Annotated in this window: 16 protein-coding genes; 8 read left to right on the top strand and 8 right to left on the bottom strand. The window is 68.7% G+C overall.

Translation table 11 applies throughout. The annotated features are described in order from the left end of the window. The first annotated feature begins 188 nt into the window (after positions 1–188). The gene (bla, locus tag AC3WOH_RS14485) at positions 189–1,082 is read left to right on the top strand and encodes a class A beta-lactamase (protein WP_492230006.1); all 894 of its coding nucleotides are present in this window, start codon (positions 189–191) and stop codon (positions 1,080–1,082) included. A gap of 134 nt (positions 1,083–1,216) precedes the next feature. On the opposite strand, the gene AC3WOH_RS14490 is transcribed toward bla, so the two are convergent. Genes AC3WOH_RS14490 through AC3WOH_RS14500 form a run of 3 tightly spaced genes read right to left on the bottom strand, consistent with a single transcriptional unit; the run spans position 1,217 to position 4,461 of the window. Further along, positions 1,217–2,338 (bottom strand): acetate/propionate family kinase, encoded by a 1,122-nt coding sequence (locus AC3WOH_RS14490; RefSeq protein ID WP_492230007.1) that lies wholly within the window; start codon positions 2,336–2,338, stop codon positions 1,217–1,219. Then, positions 2,335–3,267 carry a bifunctional enoyl-CoA hydratase/phosphate acetyltransferase gene (locus AC3WOH_RS14495; RefSeq protein WP_492230008.1) on the bottom strand — a complete coding sequence of 311 codons (933 nt, stop codon included), beginning with the start codon at positions 3,265–3,267 and terminating at the stop codon, positions 2,335–2,337. The genes AC3WOH_RS14490 and AC3WOH_RS14495 overlap by 4 nt, the downstream gene beginning before the upstream one ends. Before the next feature lie 48 nt (positions 3,268–3,315). Then, complete coding sequence (locus AC3WOH_RS14500) at positions 3,316–4,461, bottom strand: alpha/beta fold hydrolase (RefSeq protein WP_492230009.1); 1,146 nt, start codon at positions 4,459–4,461, stop codon at positions 3,316–3,318. A 147-nt stretch (positions 4,462–4,608) separates the two neighbouring features. Between AC3WOH_RS14500 and AC3WOH_RS14505 the strand changes: the two genes are divergently transcribed. The 4 genes from AC3WOH_RS14505 to AC3WOH_RS14520 all read left to right on the top strand — a co-directional run bounded on the left by AC3WOH_RS14505 (position 4,609) and on the right by AC3WOH_RS14520 (position 9,066). Further along, on the top strand, positions 4,609–4,944 hold the full coding sequence (locus AC3WOH_RS14505) for a hypothetical protein (RefSeq protein WP_184856186.1): 336 nt from the start codon (positions 4,609–4,611) through the stop codon (positions 4,942–4,944). Between the two features lie 295 nt (positions 4,945–5,239). Then, complete coding sequence (locus AC3WOH_RS14510; protein ID WP_492230010.1) at positions 5,240–6,445, top strand: amidohydrolase; 1,206 nt, start codon at positions 5,240–5,242, stop codon at positions 6,443–6,445. A 42-nt stretch (positions 6,446–6,487) separates the two neighbouring features. Continuing rightward, entirely contained in the window at positions 6,488–8,074 is a 1,587-nt protein-coding gene (locus tag AC3WOH_RS14515) for an ABC transporter substrate-binding protein (RefSeq protein ID WP_492230011.1), read from the top strand. Between the two features lie 122 nt (positions 8,075–8,196). After that, positions 8,197–9,066 (top strand): MurR/RpiR family transcriptional regulator, encoded by an 870-nt coding sequence (locus AC3WOH_RS14520; protein WP_492230012.1) that lies wholly within the window; start codon positions 8,197–8,199, stop codon positions 9,064–9,066. 51 nt (positions 9,067–9,117) lie between these two features. On the opposite strand, the gene argA is transcribed toward AC3WOH_RS14520, so the two are convergent. The 4 genes from argA to AC3WOH_RS14540 form a co-directional block, all read right to left on the bottom strand. Beyond that, a complete protein-coding gene (argA, locus tag AC3WOH_RS14525; RefSeq protein ID WP_492230013.1) occupies positions 9,118–10,464 on the bottom strand; it encodes an amino-acid N-acetyltransferase in 1,347 nt (448 codons plus the stop codon). A gap of 88 nt (positions 10,465–10,552) precedes the next feature. After that, positions 10,553–12,622, bottom strand: coding sequence for an AAA family ATPase (locus AC3WOH_RS14530; protein ID WP_492230014.1), 2,070 nt, complete (start codon positions 12,620–12,622; stop codon positions 10,553–10,555). 8 nt (positions 12,623–12,630) lie between these two features. After that, on the bottom strand, positions 12,631–12,876 hold the full coding sequence (locus AC3WOH_RS14535; RefSeq protein ID WP_184856180.1) for a hypothetical protein: 246 nt from the start codon (positions 12,874–12,876) through the stop codon (positions 12,631–12,633). Positions 12,877–13,226: 350 nt separating this feature from the next. After that, positions 13,227–15,095 carry a serine hydrolase domain-containing protein gene (locus AC3WOH_RS14540; protein WP_492230015.1) on the bottom strand — a complete coding sequence of 623 codons (1,869 nt, stop codon included), beginning with the start codon at positions 15,093–15,095 and terminating at the stop codon, positions 13,227–13,229. Between the two features lie 188 nt (positions 15,096–15,283). Here AC3WOH_RS14540 and hrpA point away from each other — a divergent pair, with 188 nt between their 5' ends. Next, the gene (gene hrpA / locus AC3WOH_RS14545; RefSeq protein ID WP_492230016.1) at positions 15,284–19,369 is read left to right on the top strand and encodes an ATP-dependent RNA helicase HrpA; all 4,086 of its coding nucleotides are present in this window, start codon (positions 15,284–15,286) and stop codon (positions 19,367–19,369) included. A gap of 21 nt (positions 19,370–19,390) precedes the next feature. On the opposite strand, the gene AC3WOH_RS14550 is transcribed toward hrpA, so the two are convergent. Beyond that, the gene (locus AC3WOH_RS14550; protein WP_492230017.1) at positions 19,391–19,528 is read right to left on the bottom strand and encodes a hypothetical protein; all 138 of its coding nucleotides are present in this window, start codon (positions 19,526–19,528) and stop codon (positions 19,391–19,393) included. A 483-nt stretch (positions 19,529–20,011) separates the two neighbouring features. Between AC3WOH_RS14550 and AC3WOH_RS14555 the strand changes: the two genes are divergently transcribed. Continuing rightward, the gene (locus AC3WOH_RS14555) at positions 20,012–20,602 is read left to right on the top strand and encodes a TetR/AcrR family transcriptional regulator (RefSeq protein ID WP_492230018.1); all 591 of its coding nucleotides are present in this window, start codon (positions 20,012–20,014) and stop codon (positions 20,600–20,602) included. Further along, positions 20,599–20,940 (top strand): SMR family transporter, encoded by a 342-nt coding sequence (locus AC3WOH_RS14560; protein ID WP_492230019.1) that lies wholly within the window; start codon positions 20,599–20,601, stop codon positions 20,938–20,940. The genes AC3WOH_RS14555 and AC3WOH_RS14560 overlap by 4 nt, the downstream gene beginning before the upstream one ends. Positions 20,941–20,953 lie beyond the last annotated feature (13 nt).

Genomic DNA, 20,953 nt, shown 5'->3' on the forward strand with positions numbered 1-20,953 from the left:
GCGGTTCTGGCTAGGCGCTGCGTCGCAGGCAGTACGGTAGTACGACAAGACGCGGCAACGACGCCAGAAGAGTTTTGTTGATCGCTCCAAGTTTTTCTTGGGTCTCGGGGAGATTATTGTCGATAGTGCTTTGGACCCGCCATAGGTATCGTTGCGTCCATTCCAACAACCACTGCACAGGTAAGAAAATGCAACGACGCGATTTTGTGGCCGCTATCGGCCTGCTGCCCCTGGCCACCTGGGCCCAGACCAGCCCGCAGAAAAACAGGGACTCCGCAGCCGACACCGCCTGGAAAGCCGAGCTGGCACGCATCGAGGCCAGCATAGGCGGGCGCGTGGGCGTGGCCGCACTCGACACCCACACCGGCCGCCAGATCGCCCACCGGGGCGGCGAGCGCTTTCCCATGGCCAGCACCTTTAAGCTGCTGCTGGCCGCCCAGACCCTGCGCCGCGTGGACCAGGGCCACGACAAGCTGGACCGCCGCATCACCTACGCCAAGAAAGACCTGGTGACCCATTCGCCCGTGACCGGGCCGCACGCCGATGGCGCAGGCCTCACGATGGAAGAGCTGTGCGCAGGCACCATGACCCTGAGCGACAACACCGCCGCCAACCTGCTGCTGGCCAGCAACGGCGGCCCGCCAGCCCTCACGGCCTATGTGCGATCGCTGGGCGACAGCATCACGCGGCTGGACCGCATCGAGCCCGCGCTCAACGAGGCCAAGCCCGGCGACCCCCGCGACACCACCACGCCCGTGGCCATGGTGCACTGTATCCAGGCCCTGGCGCTGGGCGAGGCCCTGTCACCCGCCTCGCGCGAAAAGCTGCAGGGCTGGCTGCTGGCCAACAAGACGGGCGACAAGCGCCTGCGCGCCCGCCTGCCCGAGGGCTGGAAGGCGGGCGAGAAGACCGGCACCGCATCGCGCGGCACCAGCAACGATGCCGGTGTGTTCTGGCCACCGGAGCGCAAGCCCATCGTGGTGAGCTGCTACCTGACCGGCGGCGAGGCCCCGCCCGAACAGCGCGACGCGGCCATGGCCGAGATCGGTGCGCTGGTGGCGCAGTGGGCCCTGGCGGCGTGAGTGTGGCTGTCCGCTACTGCAGGCTGCAATCCGCACGAGCGCTTTGAAACTGGCGCGCCCAATGCCAGTGCCCCCGTGCAAGGGCCGCCCCGCCGCACTGGGGGCGTCCCCCTGGGGGGATGGCGCGCAGCGCCTCAGGGGGGCAGCAAATGTTTTGCGTGGAGGGCCATCATCTTCTCTTCGTTGGCAGCGATGACCAGGGTCTCGAATTTGCCCAGCATGGGCAGCCTGGCCAGGATGGCGGCGCGCACGGTGTCGGCGTTCTCGCCGATGCCGCCGGTGAACACCAGGGCATCGACGCCGCCCATGGACACTGCCAGCATGGCCGTGTACTGGGCCACCTTGAGCGCAAAGTAGTCGATGGCAAAGGCCGCCTGCGGGTCGGTGCTGGCCTGCAGGGCCTGCATGTCGCTGCTCACGCCCGACAGGCCCTTGAGGCCCGACTCCTGGTACAGCAGGTGCTCGACCTGGTCCGCATCCATGCCCAGTGTGCGCTGCAGGTAGAGCACGGCGCCGGCGTCGATGGCGCCGCTGCGTGTGCCCATGGGCAGGCCGTCGAGGGCGGTCATGCCCATGGTGGTGTCCACACTGCGGCCGCCCTGCATGGCGCACAGGCTGGCGCCATTGCCCAGGTGGGCGGCCACCACGCGGGCCTGGGCCAGGTCGGGCCGGGTGCGCGCCAGTTCGTGGGTCAGCCACTCGTACGACAGGCCGTGGAAGCCATAGCGGCGCACGCCCTGGTCGCGCAGGGCCTGGGGCAGAGCGAAGGCCTGGAACAGCGGGTCCATGCGCGCGTGGAAGGCGGTGTCGAAGCAGGCGATGTCCAGCGCATGGCTGGCCAGGCGCTGCGATGCGGCAATGCCGGCCAGGTTGTGCGGCTGGTGCAGGGGCGCCAGCGGGGCCAGCGCCTGCAACTGGGCCAATATCTCGGGGGTGACGACCACCGGCGCATGGAAGGCCGCGCCGCCATGCACCACGCGGTGCACCACGGCGGCCAGGCGCCAGCCGTCGTCGTGCTCGTCGATCAAGGCGACCACGGCGGCCATGGCGCTGTCGTGGTCGGCCGCGGGCAGGGCAGTGCGCACGGGAGCCTCCGCACCGGTGATCTTGGCCGATAGCTGGGCGCTGGTGCCGATGCCGGTCACCTTGCCCGCCATCAACACCGCCAGCGATGCGCGCTCGAACACCTGGAACTTGATGCTGGACGAGCCGACGTTGAGCACCAGCAGCACGGGGACCAGCGGCTGTTGCGTCATTTGATCTGCCCCTTGCTGCGCGCATGGGCCAGCAGCAGCGCCACGGCGCACGACAGCAGGCGCGCGCGCTGGCTGTCGGCCCGGCTGGTCAGGATGACGGGCACGCGCGCACCGAGCACGATGCCGGCGGCCTCGGCCCCGCTCATGAAAATGAGCTGCTTGGCCAGCATGTTGCCGGCCTCGATGTCGGGCACCAGCAGGATGTCGGCGTCGCCCGCGACCTGCGAGACGATGCCCTTGGTGCGTGCCGCCTCGGCGCTGATCGCGTTGTCCAGGGCCAGCGGGCCGTCGATCAGGCAGCCGGTGATCTGGCCGCGGTCGGCCATCTTGCACAGGGCCGCGGCATCGAGCGTGGCCACCATCTTGGGGTTGATGGTCTCCACCGCCGCCAGCACCGCCACCTTGGGCAGCACCGACACGCCGAAGAGGGCATGCCACAGCTCCAAAGCGTTCTGCACAATGTCGGCCTTGGTGGGCAGGTCGGGCGCGATGTTCACGGCCGCGTCGGTGATGATGAAGGCCTTGGGGTAGCTCTCCAGATCCATCAAAAAGGCGTGGGAGATGCGCCGCTCGGTGCGCAGCCCGGCATCGCTCTTGACCACGGCGGCCATCAGCTCGTCGGAATGCAGCGATCCCTTCATCAGCGCATCCACCTCGCGCGCGGCGGCCAGCGCCACGGCCTTGGCCGCCGCGTCGTGGCTGTGCTCGGCGTCGATCAGCTGCCAGCCCGAGATGTCCACCGACGCGGCCTCGGCCGCCTCGCGCGTGCGTGCCGCGGGCCCCACCAGCACGGGGGTGATGAGCCCTTGCTGCTGGGCTTCCTGGGCGGCGCTCAGCACATTGGCCGTGACCGGGTGGACGATGGCCGTGCGTGCCGGCGCAAGCGTACGGCAGTGGGCGAGCAGGGAGTCGGCGTCAAAGCTGTTCATCGTCCATCACGAAAGTTGAGGAAGACAACAAGGGTACAGGGCCCGGCCTCACCGGTGGCCCAATACCCATTCGGCAATGCCCGGCCAGGCGCTCTTGAGCGTGCCGCCGCCCATGAACAGACCGATGTGCCCGCCGGGCACCAGCTTGCGCACGATGTTGTGCTTGGGCGTGCCGATCAGGTCGGCCGCGGCAAAGACCTGCTCGGGCGTGGTGATGTCGTCCGCCTCGCCGCCCAGCAGGTAGGTGGGGATGGTGATGTCGCGCAGCGCCAGCGTGCGCCCCAGCCCGACAAACTGGCCTTTGGCAAAGCGGTTCTCCTTGAACAGCTGCTCGATGGCCTGCAGGTAGTAGGCGCCGGGCAGGTCCACCGGGTTCTCGTACCAGCGCTCGAACTGCTCGGTGCGGGCGACCTGGCTCTTGTCCTCGATGTGCTGGTACAGCGTGGCGTACTTGTTCGCGTACTGCTCGGCCGGGTGCATGTTCTTCCAGCCGGCCAGCATCAGGCTGCCGCGCATCAGGCCCTGGCCTGCGGCCACCATGTCCCGGTAGGTCGAAAGCGGCAGGCTGTGCGCCAGGCGCTTGATAGGGCCGTCGCCCGCATCGGTGTCGATGGGCGAGCCCGCGAGCACCAGGCTTTGGACCTTGCCCGGAAAGCGCGCCGCGAACATCGCACTGAGCCAGCCGCCCTGGCACAGGCCGATCAGGTGCACCTGGCCGCCCAGGTCGTCGATGGCCACGTTGAGCTCGGCCAGGTAGGTGTCGATGTCGAAATAGCGCATGGCCGGCGTGGCGCTCTTCCAGTCGGTCACCAGCACGCGCGGCGCTCCGGCGGCCATGAGCACCTGCACCAGGCTCTGGCCGGGCGCATAGTCGGCAATGGTGGAGCTGTGCCCCGCAAAGGGCGCGTCGACCAGGATGGGGATGCCCTGGGCCGCACTGTCGGTGAACTCGCGCAGCCGCATGGTGGGCAGCTCCAGCCGCACCTGGTTGGGCGTAGCCCAGGCGGGCTGCGGCGGGTGGTCGATGACGGCGGCCTCGGTGGCGAAGTCGGCGCTGCGCTGCATCAGCGCAAGGGCCTGCCCACCCAGGTGCCAGGCGGCCGCCATGGGCCAGAAGAGGGGGACGCTGTGCTCGGCGGGCAGGGGCGCAGCAGCAGCGCCCGCGCCGTGTGAAACCTTGCCGTGATCGGACATGGAAAGCTCCCAGTAGGGTACCCGGCAGGCGGCGCCCCAAGACCTGGGCGCGCGGGCACGGGCATTCTGTTGCGGTGCAGCAATCAGCTTAACATGCGCATGTGGCGCTTTTTTCCGGGTGCCGCAAGCCCTACTGGAGAACACCGCATGGACCACGAAGAGCGATTCACCGCGTCCCACTGGGAAGAGCTGCTGCAGGAGATCGACCTGGAGGTTGACCAGATGGCCATCGTCTGCCAGGTGCCGCTGGCCGCACCCGGTGTGGCCGAGCGCGTGCTGTCCAACGACGGCTTCGTGGCCGGCCACGACAACCCGGCCGCCTTCAAGAAGCTGCGCGGCCTGCTGGCCATGCACTACGCCGTCACGCGCCAAATGGTGGGCGAGTTGGGCGGCGACGCCACAGCGGCCATTGCCGAGCATGTGCGCCAGCACCTGGCGCCGCGCATCGGGCACCAGCTGGATGCGCCCAGAACCGACTCCTGACCCACGCAAGCCCTTCGCTTCGCCCCTTCACTTCGCGATGGCACGGGCGGTTGTGCTCCAGAGGGCCTGGCCCAGGCTCCCGACACCCTGCAGGCGTTTGCGGACGCGATCCAGTGGATGCTGAGCGATGTGCGCTCTGGCAGGCAGGGGCGTGGCCGCAGCGCTGGCGGGTGGAGGCGGGCGGGTGGAGGCGGGCGGGACTGTCTTGCACGGAATGGATCTGTGACCGGGTTGTGAAAATTTATGTACATAAATTTACTTTGATGATTAAATTGCCATATAAATTTTCATTCATATGGCACACGAACCCATCACCTCCGAACATCCGGTCCTGCGGGCCGTCCTTCCCTCATATGGGCACCTGACGCAGTTGCGACGTGACTTTCACGCTTGGCCCGAGCTGGGTTTCGAAGAAGTCCGCACCGCCCAGCGGGTGGCCGCCGAGCTGCGCCTGCTGGGCGTCCAGGTGCACGAGGGCGTGGGCCGCACGGGCGTCGTGGGGGTCATCGAGGGGCAGAGCACGGCCAGCGGCCGCAGTGTGGGCCTGCGTGCCGACATGGACGCGCTGGCCCTGTGCGAGCTCAACACCTTTGGCCATGCGTCCCAGCGCCCTGGCGTCATGCACGCCTGCGGCCACGACGGCCACACGGCCATGCTGCTGGGCGCGGCCCGCTACCTGGCGCACAACCGCCGGTTCAACGGCACGGTCTTCCTGATCTTCCAGCCCGCCGAAGAAGGGCGCGGTGGGGCGCAGGCCATGCTGGCCGACGGCCTGTTCGAGCGTTTTCCGGCCGACGAGATCTATGCGCTGCACAACTCGCCCGTGCTGCCCGTGGGCACGGTGGCCGTGGCGCCCGGCGCCTGCCTGTCGTCGGCCGACATGTTCACCCTGCGCATCACCGGCCGGGGCGGGCACGGGGCGCATCCGCATCTGGCCGCCGACCCGGTGCTGGCGGCGGCGCACGTCGTTTCGGCCCTGCACCATATCGTGCCCCGCAACGTGCCGCCAATGGAGAACGCCGTGCTCAGCCTGTGTGCCATCCAGGGCGGAGACATGCTGGCGCGCAACGTAATTCCGGACACGGTGGAGATCGGCGGCACGGTGCGCACCTTTTCCGAGCCCGTGCGCAGCCTGATCGAGCGGCGCATCGCCGAAGTGGCCCAGGCCACGGCCCAGGCGCACGGCTCGCGCGCCGAACTCGACTACGCCCGCCTGTTTCCGCCCACCGTGAGCACCGAGCGCGAGGCGCGCTTTGCCGCCACGGTGGCCACCGGGCTCGTGGGGGCGGCAAAGGTGATCACCCAGCCCATGCCCTCCACGGCATCCGAGGACTTCGCCTGCATGCTGGAGCAGCGCCCCGGCGCCTACCTGCGCGTGGGCCAGGGCGGGGCCGAGCAGGGTCGCACCCTGCACAACCCGCACTACGAGTTCAACGACGCCATCCTGCCGCTGGGCGCCAGCCTGCTGGCCAGCCTGGCGCTGGAAGCCCTGCCGCTGTAACGGCCTGCCCCCCAAAGAAGAAACCACCAGGAGACAAGACCCATGAACCCCGTTCGCCCCCCCACGCTGCGCCGCCTGGCCGCAACCCTGGCCTTTGCTGCGCTGGCCCCCTGGGCCACCGCCGCCACCCTGCGTTTCGCCGACCAGGGGGACGCCATGTCCATGGACCCGCATTCGATGCAGGAGTCCTTCCAGCTGAGTTTCCTGGCCAACATCTACGAGCCGCTGGTGGGGCGCGGGCGCGACTTCCAGCTCATCCCCATGCTGGCCACGCAGTGGGAGCAGACGGCGCCCACCGTCTGGCGCTTCCAGCTGCGCCGGGGCGTGCGCTTCCAGGACGGCACGCCGTTCACTGCCGACGACGTGCTCTTCAGCTACGAGCGCACGCGCTCGGAACCGTCCGACACCAAGCTCTACGTGGCGCCGCTCAAGGAGATGCGCAAGATCGACGCCCACACCATCGAGATGGTGACCCGGGACCCGTTCCCGACCCTGCCGGACCTGATCTCGGGCTGGCTGATCATGGGCAAGGCCTGGTCCGAGAAGAACCAGTCCGCCGTGCCCACCGACGTGCGCAAGGGCAAGGAGAACTTCGCCAGCCTCCATGCCAACGGCACCGGCCCCTTCATGCTGGTGTCGCGCCAGCCCGGTGTGCGCACGGTGCTCAAGGCCAGCCCCAGCTGGTGGGGGCAGAAGGAGCACAACCTGGACGAAGTGGTGTTCACGCCCATCGCCAACGATGCAACGCGGGTGGCGGCGCTGGTGTCGGGCGAGGTCGACCTGATGGAGCCCGTGCCCTTGCAGGACATCCAGCGCCTCCAGTCCGACCCCAAGCTCAAGGTCCTGCAGTCGCCAGAGCTGCGCACCATGTACCTGGGCCTGGACGTGGGGCGCGATGAGCTGCTGTTCTCCAGCGTCAAGGGCAAGAACCCGCTCAAGGACCTGAGGGTGCGGCGCGCGCTCTACCAGGCCATCGACATCGAAACCATCCGCAGCAAGGTGATGCGCGGCGCGGCCCTGCCGGCCGGGCTGCCGCTGGCCCCCGGGGTGCGCGGCCACGAGGCCGACCTGGACAAGCGCCTGCCCTACGACCCTGCCGCCGCGCGCAAGCTGCTGGCCGAGGCGGGCTACCCCGAGGGCTTCGAGCTGGGCCTGCATTGCCCCACTGATCGCTATGTCAACGATGCCGAGATCTGCCAGGCGGTCTCCTCCATGTGGACCAAGGTGGGCGTCAAGACCACGCTGTCTGCGGAGACCAAGTCGCTGTACCTGCCCAAGGCGCTCAAGCGCGAGGTCTCGGCCTTTCTGCTGGGCTGGCAGCCCGCCAGCAACGACGCCCACAACACGCTGTGGGCCTTGCTCAACACCCCCGGCAAGGACGGCCAGGGGCGCTTCAATCTGGGCAGCTATTCCAACCCCAGGCTCGACGAGCTGACCCAGCAGATCGGCGTGGAAGCCGACCCTGCCAGGCGGCAGGCCCTGATGCGCACCGCATTGACGCTGGTGAACACCGAGCTTCCCCTGCTGCCTTTGCACACCCAGAACCTCGCCTGGGGCGCCCGGCGTGCGATGGACCTGGTGCAGCCGCCGGACAACAGCGTGCCGCTGCGCTACATCCTGATGAAATGAGGCCGACCACCCTTGTGCGGCTTCGTCCTGGCAGGGGCCGCACCGGTTTCGCGCCTCGCGGGGAGCCCAGCGCCATGCGCAACTGACATAACATCGGTCGACATCGCTTCGGACCTCCCCCTGTGAACGCTGCCCGCCACCTGCAATCCCGTTATGCCGACCTGACCGCGCAGCAGCGCCAGGTGGCCGACCACATGCTCGCGCACCCCTTCGAGGCGGCCACGCTGGCCATCGATGCGATGGCGGAGCGCTGCCATGTGTCCGTGGCCACGATGAACCGCTACGCCCGGGCGCTGGGCTACCCAGGCTACAGCGCCTTGCGCAAGGACTGGCAGCAGGTGCTGCATGGCGCAGCGCCTCCGGTCGACAAGCTGCAGCAGCAGCGTACCCAGGCCACGCAGCCGGCGCAGCGCCTGCAGGCGGCGTTGGAAGACGGGGTGGAGCAACTGCGTTCGGCTGCGGCACTGCTCCATGCCGACACACCGCAGCAGGTGGCGCAACTGCTCGCGCAGGCGCCGCGCGTGGGTGTGCTGGGCAGCGATGTCAGTGCCTATCTGGCGAGTTACTTCGTGAGCTATGCCAGCCTGTTCCGGGGCGGGGTCGACGCCATCAGCGGCCTGGGCGGGGCGGGCGAGGCGCAGCGCCGGGTGCTGGCGCTGCAGCAAGGCGACATGCTGCTGGCCATTTCGCTGCCCCGCTACTCCACGCTCACGGTCGAGCTGTGCGCCCTGGCCCGCGAACGGGGCGTGTGGGTCGTGGCCATCACCGACAGCCCCGCATCCCCCGCGGCGCCCCACGCCCACCATGTGCTGCTGGCACCGTCGCAGCATGCCGTGCTGCCGGCCGGCGGCATGGGCGTGCTCGGCCTGCTCGAAGGCCTGTGCGCGCTGATTGCCGCACAGAGCCCGCGCTCGCGCGAGGAACTGCTGGAGCTGGCGCTGGGCGCATCGCGGTTCCACACCGACGCGCTGCCGCGCCGCCCCCGTTCCTGAAGAAAACCCAGCGCTCGTGCAGCAGGCGCTGGCAGCCATCCGTCGTGATGGTCAGAGCTTCTTGACCAGCACCTGGCTCTTGCGGTCCCAGTTGTACTTGCGCTTGCGCGCGTCGGGCAGCCAGTCGGGGTCCACGGGCTGGAAGCCGCGCTTGATGAACCAGTGCATGGTGCGCGTGGTGAGCACGAAGATGCTCTCCAGCCCCGCGGCGCGGGCGCGCTGCTCGATGCGCTTGAGCAGCTTTTCGCCATCGCCCGTGCCCTGGCTCTGCGGCGACACGGTGACGGCGGCCATTTCGGCCGTCTTGGCCTCGGGGTAGGGGTAGAGCGCCGCGCAGCCGAAGATCACGCCATCGTGCTCGATGATGGTGTAGGCGGCGATGTCGCGCTCGATCTCGGTGCGGTCGCGCTTGACCAGCGTGCCGTCCTTCTCGAAGGGCTCAATCAGCTGCAGGATGCCGCCCACGTCGTCGATGGTGGCCTCGCGCAGCTCTTCGAGCTTTTCGTCGATCACCATGGTGCCGATGCCGTCGTGCACGTAGACCTCCAGCAGCAGCGAGCCGTCCACCGCAAAGGGCAGGATGTGGCTGCGCTCCACGCCGGCCTTGCAGGCCTTCACGCAGTGCTGCAGGTAGAAACCGGTGTCCGTGGGGTTCTGCGCCACCGGCAGCGTGGCCAGCAGGGCCTGGGCGGCCGCCAGCGGCAGCTCGGTGTCGATGGGGTTGTCCTCGCTTTCGGGCTCGCCGGGCTGCATGCGGATGCCGGGCACCTCGGTCAGGAAGATCAGCTTGTCGGCGCGCAGCTCGATGGCCACGCTGGTGGCCACTTCTTCCATGCTCAGGTTGAAGGCCTCGCCCGTAGGCGAGAAGCCGAACGGCGAGAGCAGCACCAGCGCCCCCATGTCCAGCGTGCGCTGGATGCCGGCAACGTCCACCTTGCGCACCAGGCCCGAGTGCTGAAAATCCACCCCGTCCATGATGCCTACGGGCCGCGCGGTGAGGAAGTTGCCCGAGATCACGCGCACCGTGGCACCGGCCATGGGCGTGTTGGGCAGGCCCTGGCTGAAGGCAGCCTCGATCTCGTAGCGCAGCTGGCCCGCGGCCTCCTGCGCGCAGTCGAGCGCCACCGAGTCGGTGATGCGGATGCCATGCGAATACTTGGCCGCGTGGCCCTTGGCCGCCAGCTGCTCGTTCACTTGCGGGCGAAAGCCGTGCACCAGCACGATCTTCACGCCCATGGCCTGGATCAGCGCCAGATCCTGCGCGATGCTGTGCAGCTTGCCCGCGGCGATGCCTTCGCCCGTCAGCCCGATCACGAAGGTCTGGTTGCGGAACTTGTGGATATAGGGCGCCACCGAGCGGAACCAGGGCACGAAGGTGAAATTGAAGACGGCGGACATGGCGGCGAAGGGTGGGGCGACCGGTGTAATAAGAATATTGGCAGGCGCGCATCATAAGGGCGTACCCCGCCCCCTGCTGCAGGGCGCATCACACGCCCTTGCGGAACGCCCCCAGTTTGGCGGCAAACGGCTCCAGCACCAAGCCTTCATCGGGCAAACCGCCGGGCGCCGGGGGTGCGAGGGCAATGCCGCACTCTGCCAGCAGGGCCACCATCTCCACGGGGGCGATGGTGCCCTGGCGTAAGAGCGCGTCCACCGTGCGGCCCAGGGCTTCGCGGTGGGTCTGCAGCAGCTCCTGGGCGCGGCGGTATTGCTGCTGCATCAGCGTCTCGATGGCGTCGTTGCTCGGCCCCACATCGGTGTTGACGTGGTTGTCCATCTCCACCGTCACGTCCGTGCGCGCCAGCCGGGCGCCAAAGCCGTGGTTGCGGATGTAGCGCGCCGCATCGGCCGTCACCTGCTTGTAGTCCTGCTCGGCGCCCGTGGTACAGGCCATCTCGCCAAAGACCAGCTCCTCGGCCACGCGGCCGGCCAGGCCCACGCACATCATGTCCAGCACGTTCTGGCGCGTGGTGGCCTTGAGGCTGGAGAAGCTGTTGTAGCCGCCCTCGAAGGAGGCGATGTTGATCTTCACCTCCTGCGGGGCATGGCCGAACAGCACGCAGTACGCCAGGCCGTGGCCGGCCTCGTGCACCGCCAGCAGGGCGCGGAAGTCCGCATTGGCGCGCTGCTTGAGCCGGTTGAGCTCCAGCACCACCGGGAAGGTGGTCTCGCAAGGCCCCAGCGGCCCCAGGCCTTGCACCAGCAGTTGGCGCTTGCCGGGCGCCAGGTGGATGGGGAACTCCTGCGACAGCGGCAGTTGCTCCTGCAGCACCCACAGTGCGGCGTTGACCAGGTTGGCGCTCATGATGGCGTGCACCGACGAGAACAGCGGCCGCGTGCCCTGGGCCGGAAAGACCGCATTGGCATACAGCTCGTCGAGCACGTCCTGCCCGATGGCGAAGCGCACGCCGCACTGGGCGGCGATGTCGTCCACGTAGCGCGCGCACAGGTTGCGGATGAGCTGTTCGTAGGTGGCCTTGCTGAACGAGGGGTAGATCACATGCCCGTTGCCCAGGCGCGCGATCTGCTCAGGCTTGAAGCGCTCGCCCAGGGCCTTCTTCACGTCGATCAGCGAGAGCTTGCTCGTGAGGCGGTGGAAGATGTCGGCGTCGGTGTCGCAGTCTTCCACGCGCTGGGCGGTCTCGTGGTACATCTCGTCGAGGTTGCCGCAGACGAAGACCAGGAGCTTGCTGTAGTCGGTCTCCCACGACTGGTGCGACTGCTGGAAGCGCGTGAACAGCGCCTGCACCTTGGCGGGCGGCCACTGCATGATCTCGGCCAGCGGCTCCTGCAGCTTGAGCATGCGCTTGAGTTCCTGCGCGTCCCAGGCGTCGAGCTGGAAGCGGTAGGGGGCCTTGCCCGCCCGGTCATCGTCGCCGTCTTCTGCGCGCTCGGCTTCGTAGTGGGCGTCGGCCAGCTTGCGCTCGATGTTGGACAGTGCGCTCAGCGCGGGCGGCAGGCGCCCGTCGGAGAGCAGGGTCCAGACATCCTGGTAGCGCTCGACCTTGACGTCCTCGCCCTTCCTGTCCATGGTGCGAAAGCGCTGGAACTCGTCGAGCACCAGGATGCCGGGCGCTCCCTCGGTGATGCCCGAGTCGCCCAGCATGCCCGAGATGGTGGAGCTGCGGTAGCTGGCGCCATGGCTGAAGCCGTCCATCTGCACTTCCACGAAGCGGTCGTAGTAGCCGAGCAGCTGCGCCAGGCGCCGTGTGAGCTGGGTCTTGCCGGTGCCGGTCAGGCCCCAGAGGCAGACGATGACCGGGCGGCTGATGAGCTGGGGCAGCACGTACCAGGCGCGCACGGCATCGATGACGCGGTCGATCACGTCGTCGATGCCCACGAGCTCGGCCTTGAGCTGCACGGCCGCCAGGGCCAGCGCCTGCTGGCGCAAGGCCAGGTCCGCAGCGCTCACCGCGCCGGTGGATGCCCCGCCGTGGGCGTGCACCGGGGCCGGCGCATGCGTTGCCGGGGTGGGCACCCCGCCCGCAGCCAGGGCCGCGGTGGGGTGCAGGGGGTGCCGCAGGTGTGGCGGCACGTCGTTGGTGAATGGATTCATATCGTCAATCAATCGCTTTGCAGCTTGCCTTGGATCGCCTTGCGCAGGGCGACGTTGTCCGCGCGGCGCTGGGCCCCGCGGCTGCGTATGTGCTTGCCTGCCGCACTGGACAGGCTGCGCTGGGCCAGCGCGGTGGCCACAGGGTTTCGGGGCGGGCCCGAGGATTCGAGCTTCAGTACCAGGGGCTGCTTCATGCGGCGCAGCTTCTTGATTTCACCCTGGGCGTAGGCTCGGGACAATTTTTGGGCACTCATGTGTGCACTTCCACAAACAAAAAACCCCGGCGATGTAGCCAGGGCTTGTGGAGCGCCGCACTGGGTGCGAAAGAGCGCTTGTTTGCCGTGGCTGGACTCGTGAATGCACAGTCCAGCCGGGGCGGTGGACTGTGGTCAGGCGGGAGCGAACAAGGGAACAAACATAGCGGTGACCTCCAGTGGATGCTTTCAGCGGCGGCCGACAGGGCCGTGCATGGCTGAAAGAAGGCGCAATTGTGCCGAGCCATGCAGCGCGTGGCAAGCCGGGGCGCTGGCCGAAGCGACGGACTGTCGCGCGAAAGGAACAGTGCGGTATGCCCTGTTCAACCCGGTCGGTGCGGTCAGCGCAGTCAATCGCCCTGGCGGTAGACCCAGCCCGCCGCATGCAGCCACTCCTGCTGGTCCTGGGTGCGCACGACCAGCTCGACCAGGTCGCGGCCTTCCTGCAGGGGCACCCGCACGGCCATGCCGGCGCGGTCTGGCGACAGGGGCAGCAGGAACTGCCGGTCATCCCAGAACAGGTAGCCGCGCAGCTCGGGCAACTCTCTCAGGGTGGCGGTGGCCATGCCGCCGGTGGCGAGCAGGATGGACTCCGGCGCCTCGTTGGCCTGGATCCAGGTGCTGTCCAGGCGGTCGGCCCAGGCGGCAGGCAGCGGGGCGGCGGCGCGCGGCATCTGCTGGGCCATGGGCGTGGTGACCCAGTAGTGCCCGGCGCGGGCCGGTTCGCGCGACAGCAGGTAGCGGCGGCCGTCGGCTTCTTCCCAGCGGTAGTGCGTGCCGGGCCTGGCGTCGGACCACCACCAGCCGTCGCTGCGCAGGCGCAGCCCCTCGCACAGCGGCTCCCAGCCCTTGAGCGTGGCGGACCACACCAGGAGGTCGATCAGCTGGCTGTCGGGCGAGACCACCTTCAGCGGCTTGGACGCACGCCCATAGATGCCGAGCACGGCATCGACATCGGTGGTGGAGGTGGTGGCCATCGAGGGCACGGTGGTGCTCACCTTGGACGGCAGGGCCTGCAGCTGCCCGACTTCCTGCAAGGCCCGCAGCAGAATGCCCTCGGCGATGGGGCCGGGGCGAAAGCCCGGGGCGTTGCCCGTGAGCAGCAAGGCCATGCCGGCCTGGGGCAGCACATAGAAGTCGCTGGCGCAGAACACCGTGCTGCCGCTCTTTTGCCAGGCCCGCACGCCGGCGGGGCCCAGGCCCGGATGCTGGGTGCTGTCCCAGCCCAGGCCCCAGTGCCAGTCGGGCGTGAGGTCGATGCGCATGGCCGGGTTCTGGTCGTTGCCCATCTCCAGCACGCCCGCCTTGGAAACGATGCGCTGGCCATCCTGTTCCCCGCCCTGGATCAGCAGGGCGGCCAGGCGCATCATGTCGCCCGGCGTGGTGCACAACCCGCTCGTGGCATAGCCCATCACGAATTCCTGGCCCTGCCGGGCCTGGCCGATGTAGCCCGGCGCGAAGCTGCCTTCGGCCAGGGGTTGCAGCGTGAACCCCGAGCGGCCCATGCTCAGCGGGGTGAGGATGGCAGACTGCACGAAGGCGGTATAGCTCTGGCCCGTGACCGCCTGCACGATGCGCTCGATGAGCGTGAAGCCATCGTTGCAATAGACCGCCATGGCCCCGGGGGCGTGCTTGAGGTGCATGTCGGCCAGGGCGGCCTCCAGCCCGGCGGCATACCCGGGCAAGGGGGCAAAGGCGAACATGTTGCGCAGGTAGGTGCCGGGCAGGCCCGAGGCGTGGCTCAGCAGGTGGCGCACGGTGATGTCGCGGTAGCCCGGCGAGAGCATGCTGAACTGCGGCAGGTAGCGCACCACTGGCGCATCGAGCTGCACCAGCTGGCGGTCCACCAGGATCATGACCGCCAGGGCCGCGACCACCTTGCTGACCGAGCCGACGTTGAAGCGCGTTTCCGGCGTGGCGGGTGTGGCCGGTGACTCGCGCAGTACCCCGAAGGCCTCCTGCCAGACGATGCGGTCGCCGTACATCACCGCAATCGAGGCGGCCCGGGTTTCGCTGGCCTGCATGGCCTGGCGGATCTGGCGGCGTCCCCAGGCCATGGTGGCATCCAGGTTGGGCGTGGGGGCGCCGCTGCCGCCGCAGCCGGGCAACCACGGGGCCACGGCCGCCGTGCCGGCCCAGGCCAGCCAGTCGCGGCGCGATGGGCTGGGGAGCTGCTGCGGGTCCAGGGGCGGCGTGGGAGCAGGGGGCTGCAAAGGCATTCGGGGTGATCTTGGCTGCGCGCGGCGTGAAGAAATGGCCGGGGGTGATTACATCCTGAAAATCACCCCTTTCAGGCCTCGCCGGGGGTCGGCGAGGGTGGCTTTTTTGCACAGCCGCCGGCCAGGGGTCGCCGGCCATGCCCGGTGTTGCACCGGGCCAACGCAGGCCTCCGATAATGCAGGCCTTCATGACCGACTCCACGCCTCCCATTTCTGCCGTTTCCCCGCCTGCCGCCCCGCGCGCAGCGCCGCTGCGCATCACGTTCCCCGAATCCCTGCCCGTATCGGGCAAGCGCGACGAGATCATGCAGGCCATGCGCCAGCACCAGGTGGTCATCGTCTGCGGCGAGACCGGCTCGGGCAAGACCACGCAGCTGCCCAAGATCGCGCTGGCCCTGGGCCGGGGCAAGTGCAATGCGCCCGCGGGGCAGAAAGGCCGGCTGATCGGCCACACCCAGCCGCGCCGCATCGCGGCCAGCAGCGTGGCCAAGCGCATCGCCGAAGAACTCGAAACGCCGCTGGGCGACGTGGTCGGCTTCAAGGTGCGCTTCCAGGACCGGCTCTCGCGCGACGCCTCGGTCAAGCTCATGACCGATGGCATCCTGCTGGCCGAGACGCAGACCGACCCGCTGCTCAAGGCCTACGACACCATCATCATCGACGAGGCGCACGAACGCAGCCTGAACATCGACTTCCTCCTGGGCTACATCCGCCAGATCCTGCCGCGCCGGCCGGACCTCAAGGTGGTGGTGACCTCGGCGACCATCGATGCCGACCGGTTTGCCAAGCATTTCGAGTCGGCCAAGGGGCCGGCGCCCATCATCTATGTCTCCGGTCGCACTTTTCCAGTGGAGCAGCGCTGGCGCCCGTTCGAGGAAACGCGTGACCATGGCCTCAACGAAGCCATCGCCGACGGGGTGGACGAGCTGTGGCAGGGCAACGCCTCGGGCGACATCCTGATCTTTCTGCCCGGCGAGCGCGAGATCCGCGAGGCGGCCGACCACCTGCGCAAGCACCTGTCGCACCACCCGGTGATGCGCAGTGCCGAGGTGCTGCCCCTGTTTGCGCGCCTGTCGCAGGCCGAGCAGGACCGCATCTTCGACGGCCACACCGGCCGGCGCCTGGTGCTGGCCACCAACGTGGCCGAGACCTCGCTCACGGTGCCGGGCATCCGCTACGTGATCGACGCAGGCACGGCCCGGGTCAAGCGCTACAGCTTTCGCAGCAAGGTGGAGCAGCTGCTGGTCGAGCCCATCAGCCAGGCCGCCGCCAACCAGCGCGCGGGCCGCTGCGGCCGGGTGGCCAACGGCATCTGCATCCGCCTGTACGACGAGGCGGATTTCAATGCCCGCCCGCGCTTCACCGACCCTGAAATCCTGCGCAGTTCGCTGGCCGGCGTCATCCTGCGCATGAAGTCGCTGCACCTGGGTGACGTGGTGCAGTTCCCCTTCATCGAAGCGCCCTCGGGTCGTGCCATTGCCGACGGCTACCAGCTGCTGGGCGAGCTGGGTGCGGTGGACGATGCCAACGAACTTACGCCCATGGGGGTGGAGCTGTCGCGCCTGCCGCTGGACCCGCGCGTGGGCCGCATGATTCTGGAGGCGCGCGACCGCAAGGCGCTGGACGAGGTGCTCATCATCGCCAGCGCCCTCAGTGTGCAGGACGTGCGCGACCGCCCCATGGAGGCGCAGCAGCAGGCCGACCAGGCACATGCCAAGTTCGACGACGAGAAAAGCGAGTTCAGCGGCTACCTCAAGCTGTGGAAATGGATCAACGAGGCCCGGGGCGGGGCACCCAGCCTGCCATCGGCGCGCGCGCAAAAGGCCATGGCCAACCAGCGCGCGCCCTCGCACGCCCATCTGCCCGTGGCCCAACGCTCGGTGGCTGCAGCCGCGCCCGCGCCCGCGCCCGCCGTGGCCGCCGCAGCCACAGCGCCCACGCACAAGCTGAGCAACCGCCAGTACGAGCAACTGCTGCGCCAGAACTTCATCAGCATCCGCCGCTTGCGCGAGTGGCGCGACATCCACACCCAGCTGCTCACCGTGGTGACCGAGCACAAGTGGGCCATCAACACCCAGCCCGCGAGCTACGAGCAACTGCACCTGTCCATGCTGGCGGGCCTGCTCGGCAACATCGGCGCCAAGGGCGAAGAGGAAGACTGGTACCTGGGCGCGCGCGGCATCAAGTTTTACAAGCACCCAGGGGCCCACCTGTCTAAGAAGCCCGGCCGCTGGATCGTGGCGGCCGAACTGGTGGAGACCACGCGCCTGTTCGGCCGGGGCATCGCCGCCATCGAGCCGCAGTGGTTGGAGCAGGTGGGCGGCCACCTGCTCAAGAAACAACTGCTCGACCCGCACTGGGAAAAGAAGTCGGCCGAGGTCACGGCGCTGGAGCGTGCCACGCTCTACGGCATCGTCATCTACAGCGGCCGGCGCATCAATTTCGGCAAGATCGACCCGCATGCCGCGCGCGAGATCTTCATCCGAGAAGCCCTGGTGGGCGGCAACTGGGAGAGCAAGCTGCCCTTCCTGGCGGCCAACCAGAAGCTGATCGCCAAGGTCGAGGAACTGGAGCACAAGTCGCGCCGCCAGGACGTGCTGGTGGACGACGAGTTGATCTACGCCTTCTACGACCAGCAGCTGCCGCCCGACGTGTGCAGCGGCCACGGCTTCGAGGCCTGGTACCGTGAGGCCTCGCGCCTGCAGCCGGACCTGCTCAAGCTCACGCGCGAGGAGCTCATGCGCCACGAGGCGGCGGGCATCACCAGCAACGCCTTTCCCAAGACCGTGCGCCTGGGCGGCGTGGACTGTGCGGCCACGTACCTGCACGAGCCGGGCGATGCGCGCGACGGGATCACGGTGACGATTCCACTGTTCGTGCTCAACCAGGTGAACGAAGAGCGCTGCGAGTGGCTGGTGCCCGGCATGCTCAAGGACAAGATCCAGGCCCTGCTCAAAAGCCTGCACCAGCGCCCGCGCAGCCGCTTCGTGCCGCTGCCCGAGAACGCCGCGCGCCTGGCCGAGCTGCTGGGCGCGCCCGAGCGCTTTGGCCAGGGCGGGCTGACCGACGTGCTGCTCAAGCAGGTGCGCGACGAGACCTCGCTGGACGTCAAGCGTGCCGACTTCAAGCTCGACATGCTCAGCCCCCACCTGTTCATGAACTTCCGCGTGGTGGACGAGCACGGCCGCCAGCTGGGCCATGGCCGCAACCTGGGCGCCCTGAAGGCCGAGTGGGGCGCCAAGGCGCGCGGCGCCTTCCAGGCGCTGGCCGGGCTCAAGCTGGCTGCCGGTGCGCCCACCCCACCGGCGCCAGCCCCTGCCGCGCCCGCACCAGGCAAAACGGCTGCTGCGACGAAGGCACCGGCGGCTGTCGCGCCTGCCAAACCCGCTGCGCCGGCTGGCCAGCGCTACACAGCCTGGACCTTTGGCGAGCTGCCCGAGCTGATGGAGATCCGAAAGGCCGGGCAGACGCTGATCGGTTTTCCGGCGCTGATCGACGGCGGCGATGCCGTGACCATCGAGGTCTTCGACGAGCCCGAGGTGGCTGCGGCCAAGCACCGCGCCGGCCTGCGCCGCCTGTTTGCGCTGCAGATCAAGGACGCGCTCAAGTACCTGGAGAAGAACATCCCCGACCTGCAGAAGATGGCCGTGGCCTACATGCAGGTGGGCCGCAATGCCGACGGCACCGGCGGCGGCACGCAGGAGGAGCTGCGCAACCAGATCATCGACGTCGCGCTGGACCGCGCGTTTTTGCTCGACCCGCTGCCCACCGACGAGTTCGCCTTCAAGCGCCGGATGGAGGAGGGCAGGGGACGCCTGACCCTGATCGCCAACGAGGTGGCGCGCCTGGCGGGCACCATTTTGATCGAGTTCGCGGCTGCCGCGCGCAAGATCAAGGACACCAAGAACGCCCCCGAGGCCACGCAGGACGCCCAGCAGCAACTGGCTCGGCTGATGCCCAAGAACTTCATCGCCGTGGCGCCCTGGGCGCAGCTGGCGCACTACGCGCGCTACCTCAAGGCCATCACCCTGCGCCTGGACAAATACCGCGCCGACCCCGCGCGCGACGCCGCCAAGCTGGCCGAGCTGCGCCCGCAGGAGCAGCGCTACTGGCGCCTGGTGGCCGAACGCAAGGGCCAGGTGGACGGCCGCATGCAGGAGTTGCGCTGGCTGCTGGAGGAGTTGCGCGTGAGCTTCTTCGCGCAGGAACTGCGCACACCCCAGCCGGTGAGCGTGAAGCGCCTGGAAAAGCTCTGGGCACAGGTCAACAGCTGAGCCACTGCCGACGCCTTGAGGTCAGCCCACGGTGCGCATGTGCAGGCCGGGCTTGCCAGCCACCAGCGTCTGGTCGATCTCGGGCAGCAGGGCCGCGGCCCGGTCCACCAGCGCGCCGTAGTCCTCCGGCGCCAGCGCGCGACCAGCGGCCCATGGCAAACCACCGCTTGAACAGCGGGTGCTGGTACAGCTCGTGGTACCGGGGCAGGTAGTGCACCCAGATGGCGTCCCGGGCCACCGGGCCTGCGGCGTGCTGGATACCGGCGTCCGGTGCCACGCCCAGGTTCAGCCGGAAGGCGGCGCGGCGGCGGTCGAGCTGGATTTCCACCAGGTCATGGCCGCCCTCGCGCGGTCGGCGCAACTGGCCCAGGGGGAAACTGGTGCGGATCTCGGTGCTGCGGGCGTCTTCGCCAGCCAGCGGGTGCTGCACAAAGCCCCGGCCCTCCAGCGCGGGGAGCAGGCGCGTGCGCAGGCCGTCGAGAAGCCACTGTCGAGAGAGGTCTGCCATGGGTGCGAGAGCTTGGGCGCGCGGGGCGGAGTCTCGCTTGTACCGCCCCTGACCGGCTTTGGACAAGGGGTTTGTGCAGAGCCGGGCCATTGGAGTTACAATAAACAATCCATCCAGATGGTTTGTTTTTAGCCGTGACCCAAGCCCACCGCCGCCAGAAGCACCCCGAACTCGTGCGCAGCCAGCTGCTGGCCGTGGTGCGTACGCTGCTGGTCGAGCAGGGCGCGCACGCCGTCACGCTCGATGCCGTATCGACCCGCGCAGGCGTGACCAAGGGCGGCCTGCAGCACCACTTTCGCAGCAAGCAGGCTCTGCTCGACGCGCTCAACGACCAGCTGTTCGAAGAGTTCCTGCAAGGCTATGCGCGCGCCCTGGCGCTCGAAGAAGAGGGCCGCCCCGGCCGGCATGCCCGTGCCTACATCCGCACCGCCTTCGATGGCTTCAGCGATTGCAACCGCGTGGAGGCACAGCGCGCCATCGGACTGCTGGCCCTGACCCTGCCGGCCGCGCGCGAGCGCTGGAGCGCCGAGATGCAACAAGCCCTGGCCCACGATGGCAACGACCCGCATATGGCCGACCGCCTGCTGGCCTGCCGCATGGCGGCCGACGGCTACTGGTTCAGCCAGATGCTCGACGTCTACCCCCTGGACGCGGCGCGCAGCGCCCGTGTCCTGCAACTGCTGCTGGACCTGTGCCAGCCACCCCAAGAAGAACCCGCACCATGAACCTGACCACCGCCTACGCCTTGCTGGGCGTCGCCATCGTCTCCGAGGTGATCGGCACCTCGGCGCTCAAGGCCTCCGACGGCTTCACCCGCCTGGGGCCGAGCGCCATCACGGTCGTGACCTACGGCCTGTCGTTCTACCTGCTGTCGCTCACGCTCAGGACCTTGCCGGTCGGCATCGCCTATGCCATCTGGTCGGGCGTGGGCATCGTGCTGATCTCGGCCGTGGGCTGGGTGGCCTTCGGGCAGAAGCTGGACCTGCCGGCCGTGATCGGCCTGGGCCTGATCATTGCCGGCGTGCTGGTCGTGAATCTGTTCTCCAAGAGCGTGGGCCACTGAGTCCGCTCCTGCT

It is taken from the genome of Acidovorax sp. FW305-C-20-28 (assembly GCF_058783375.1).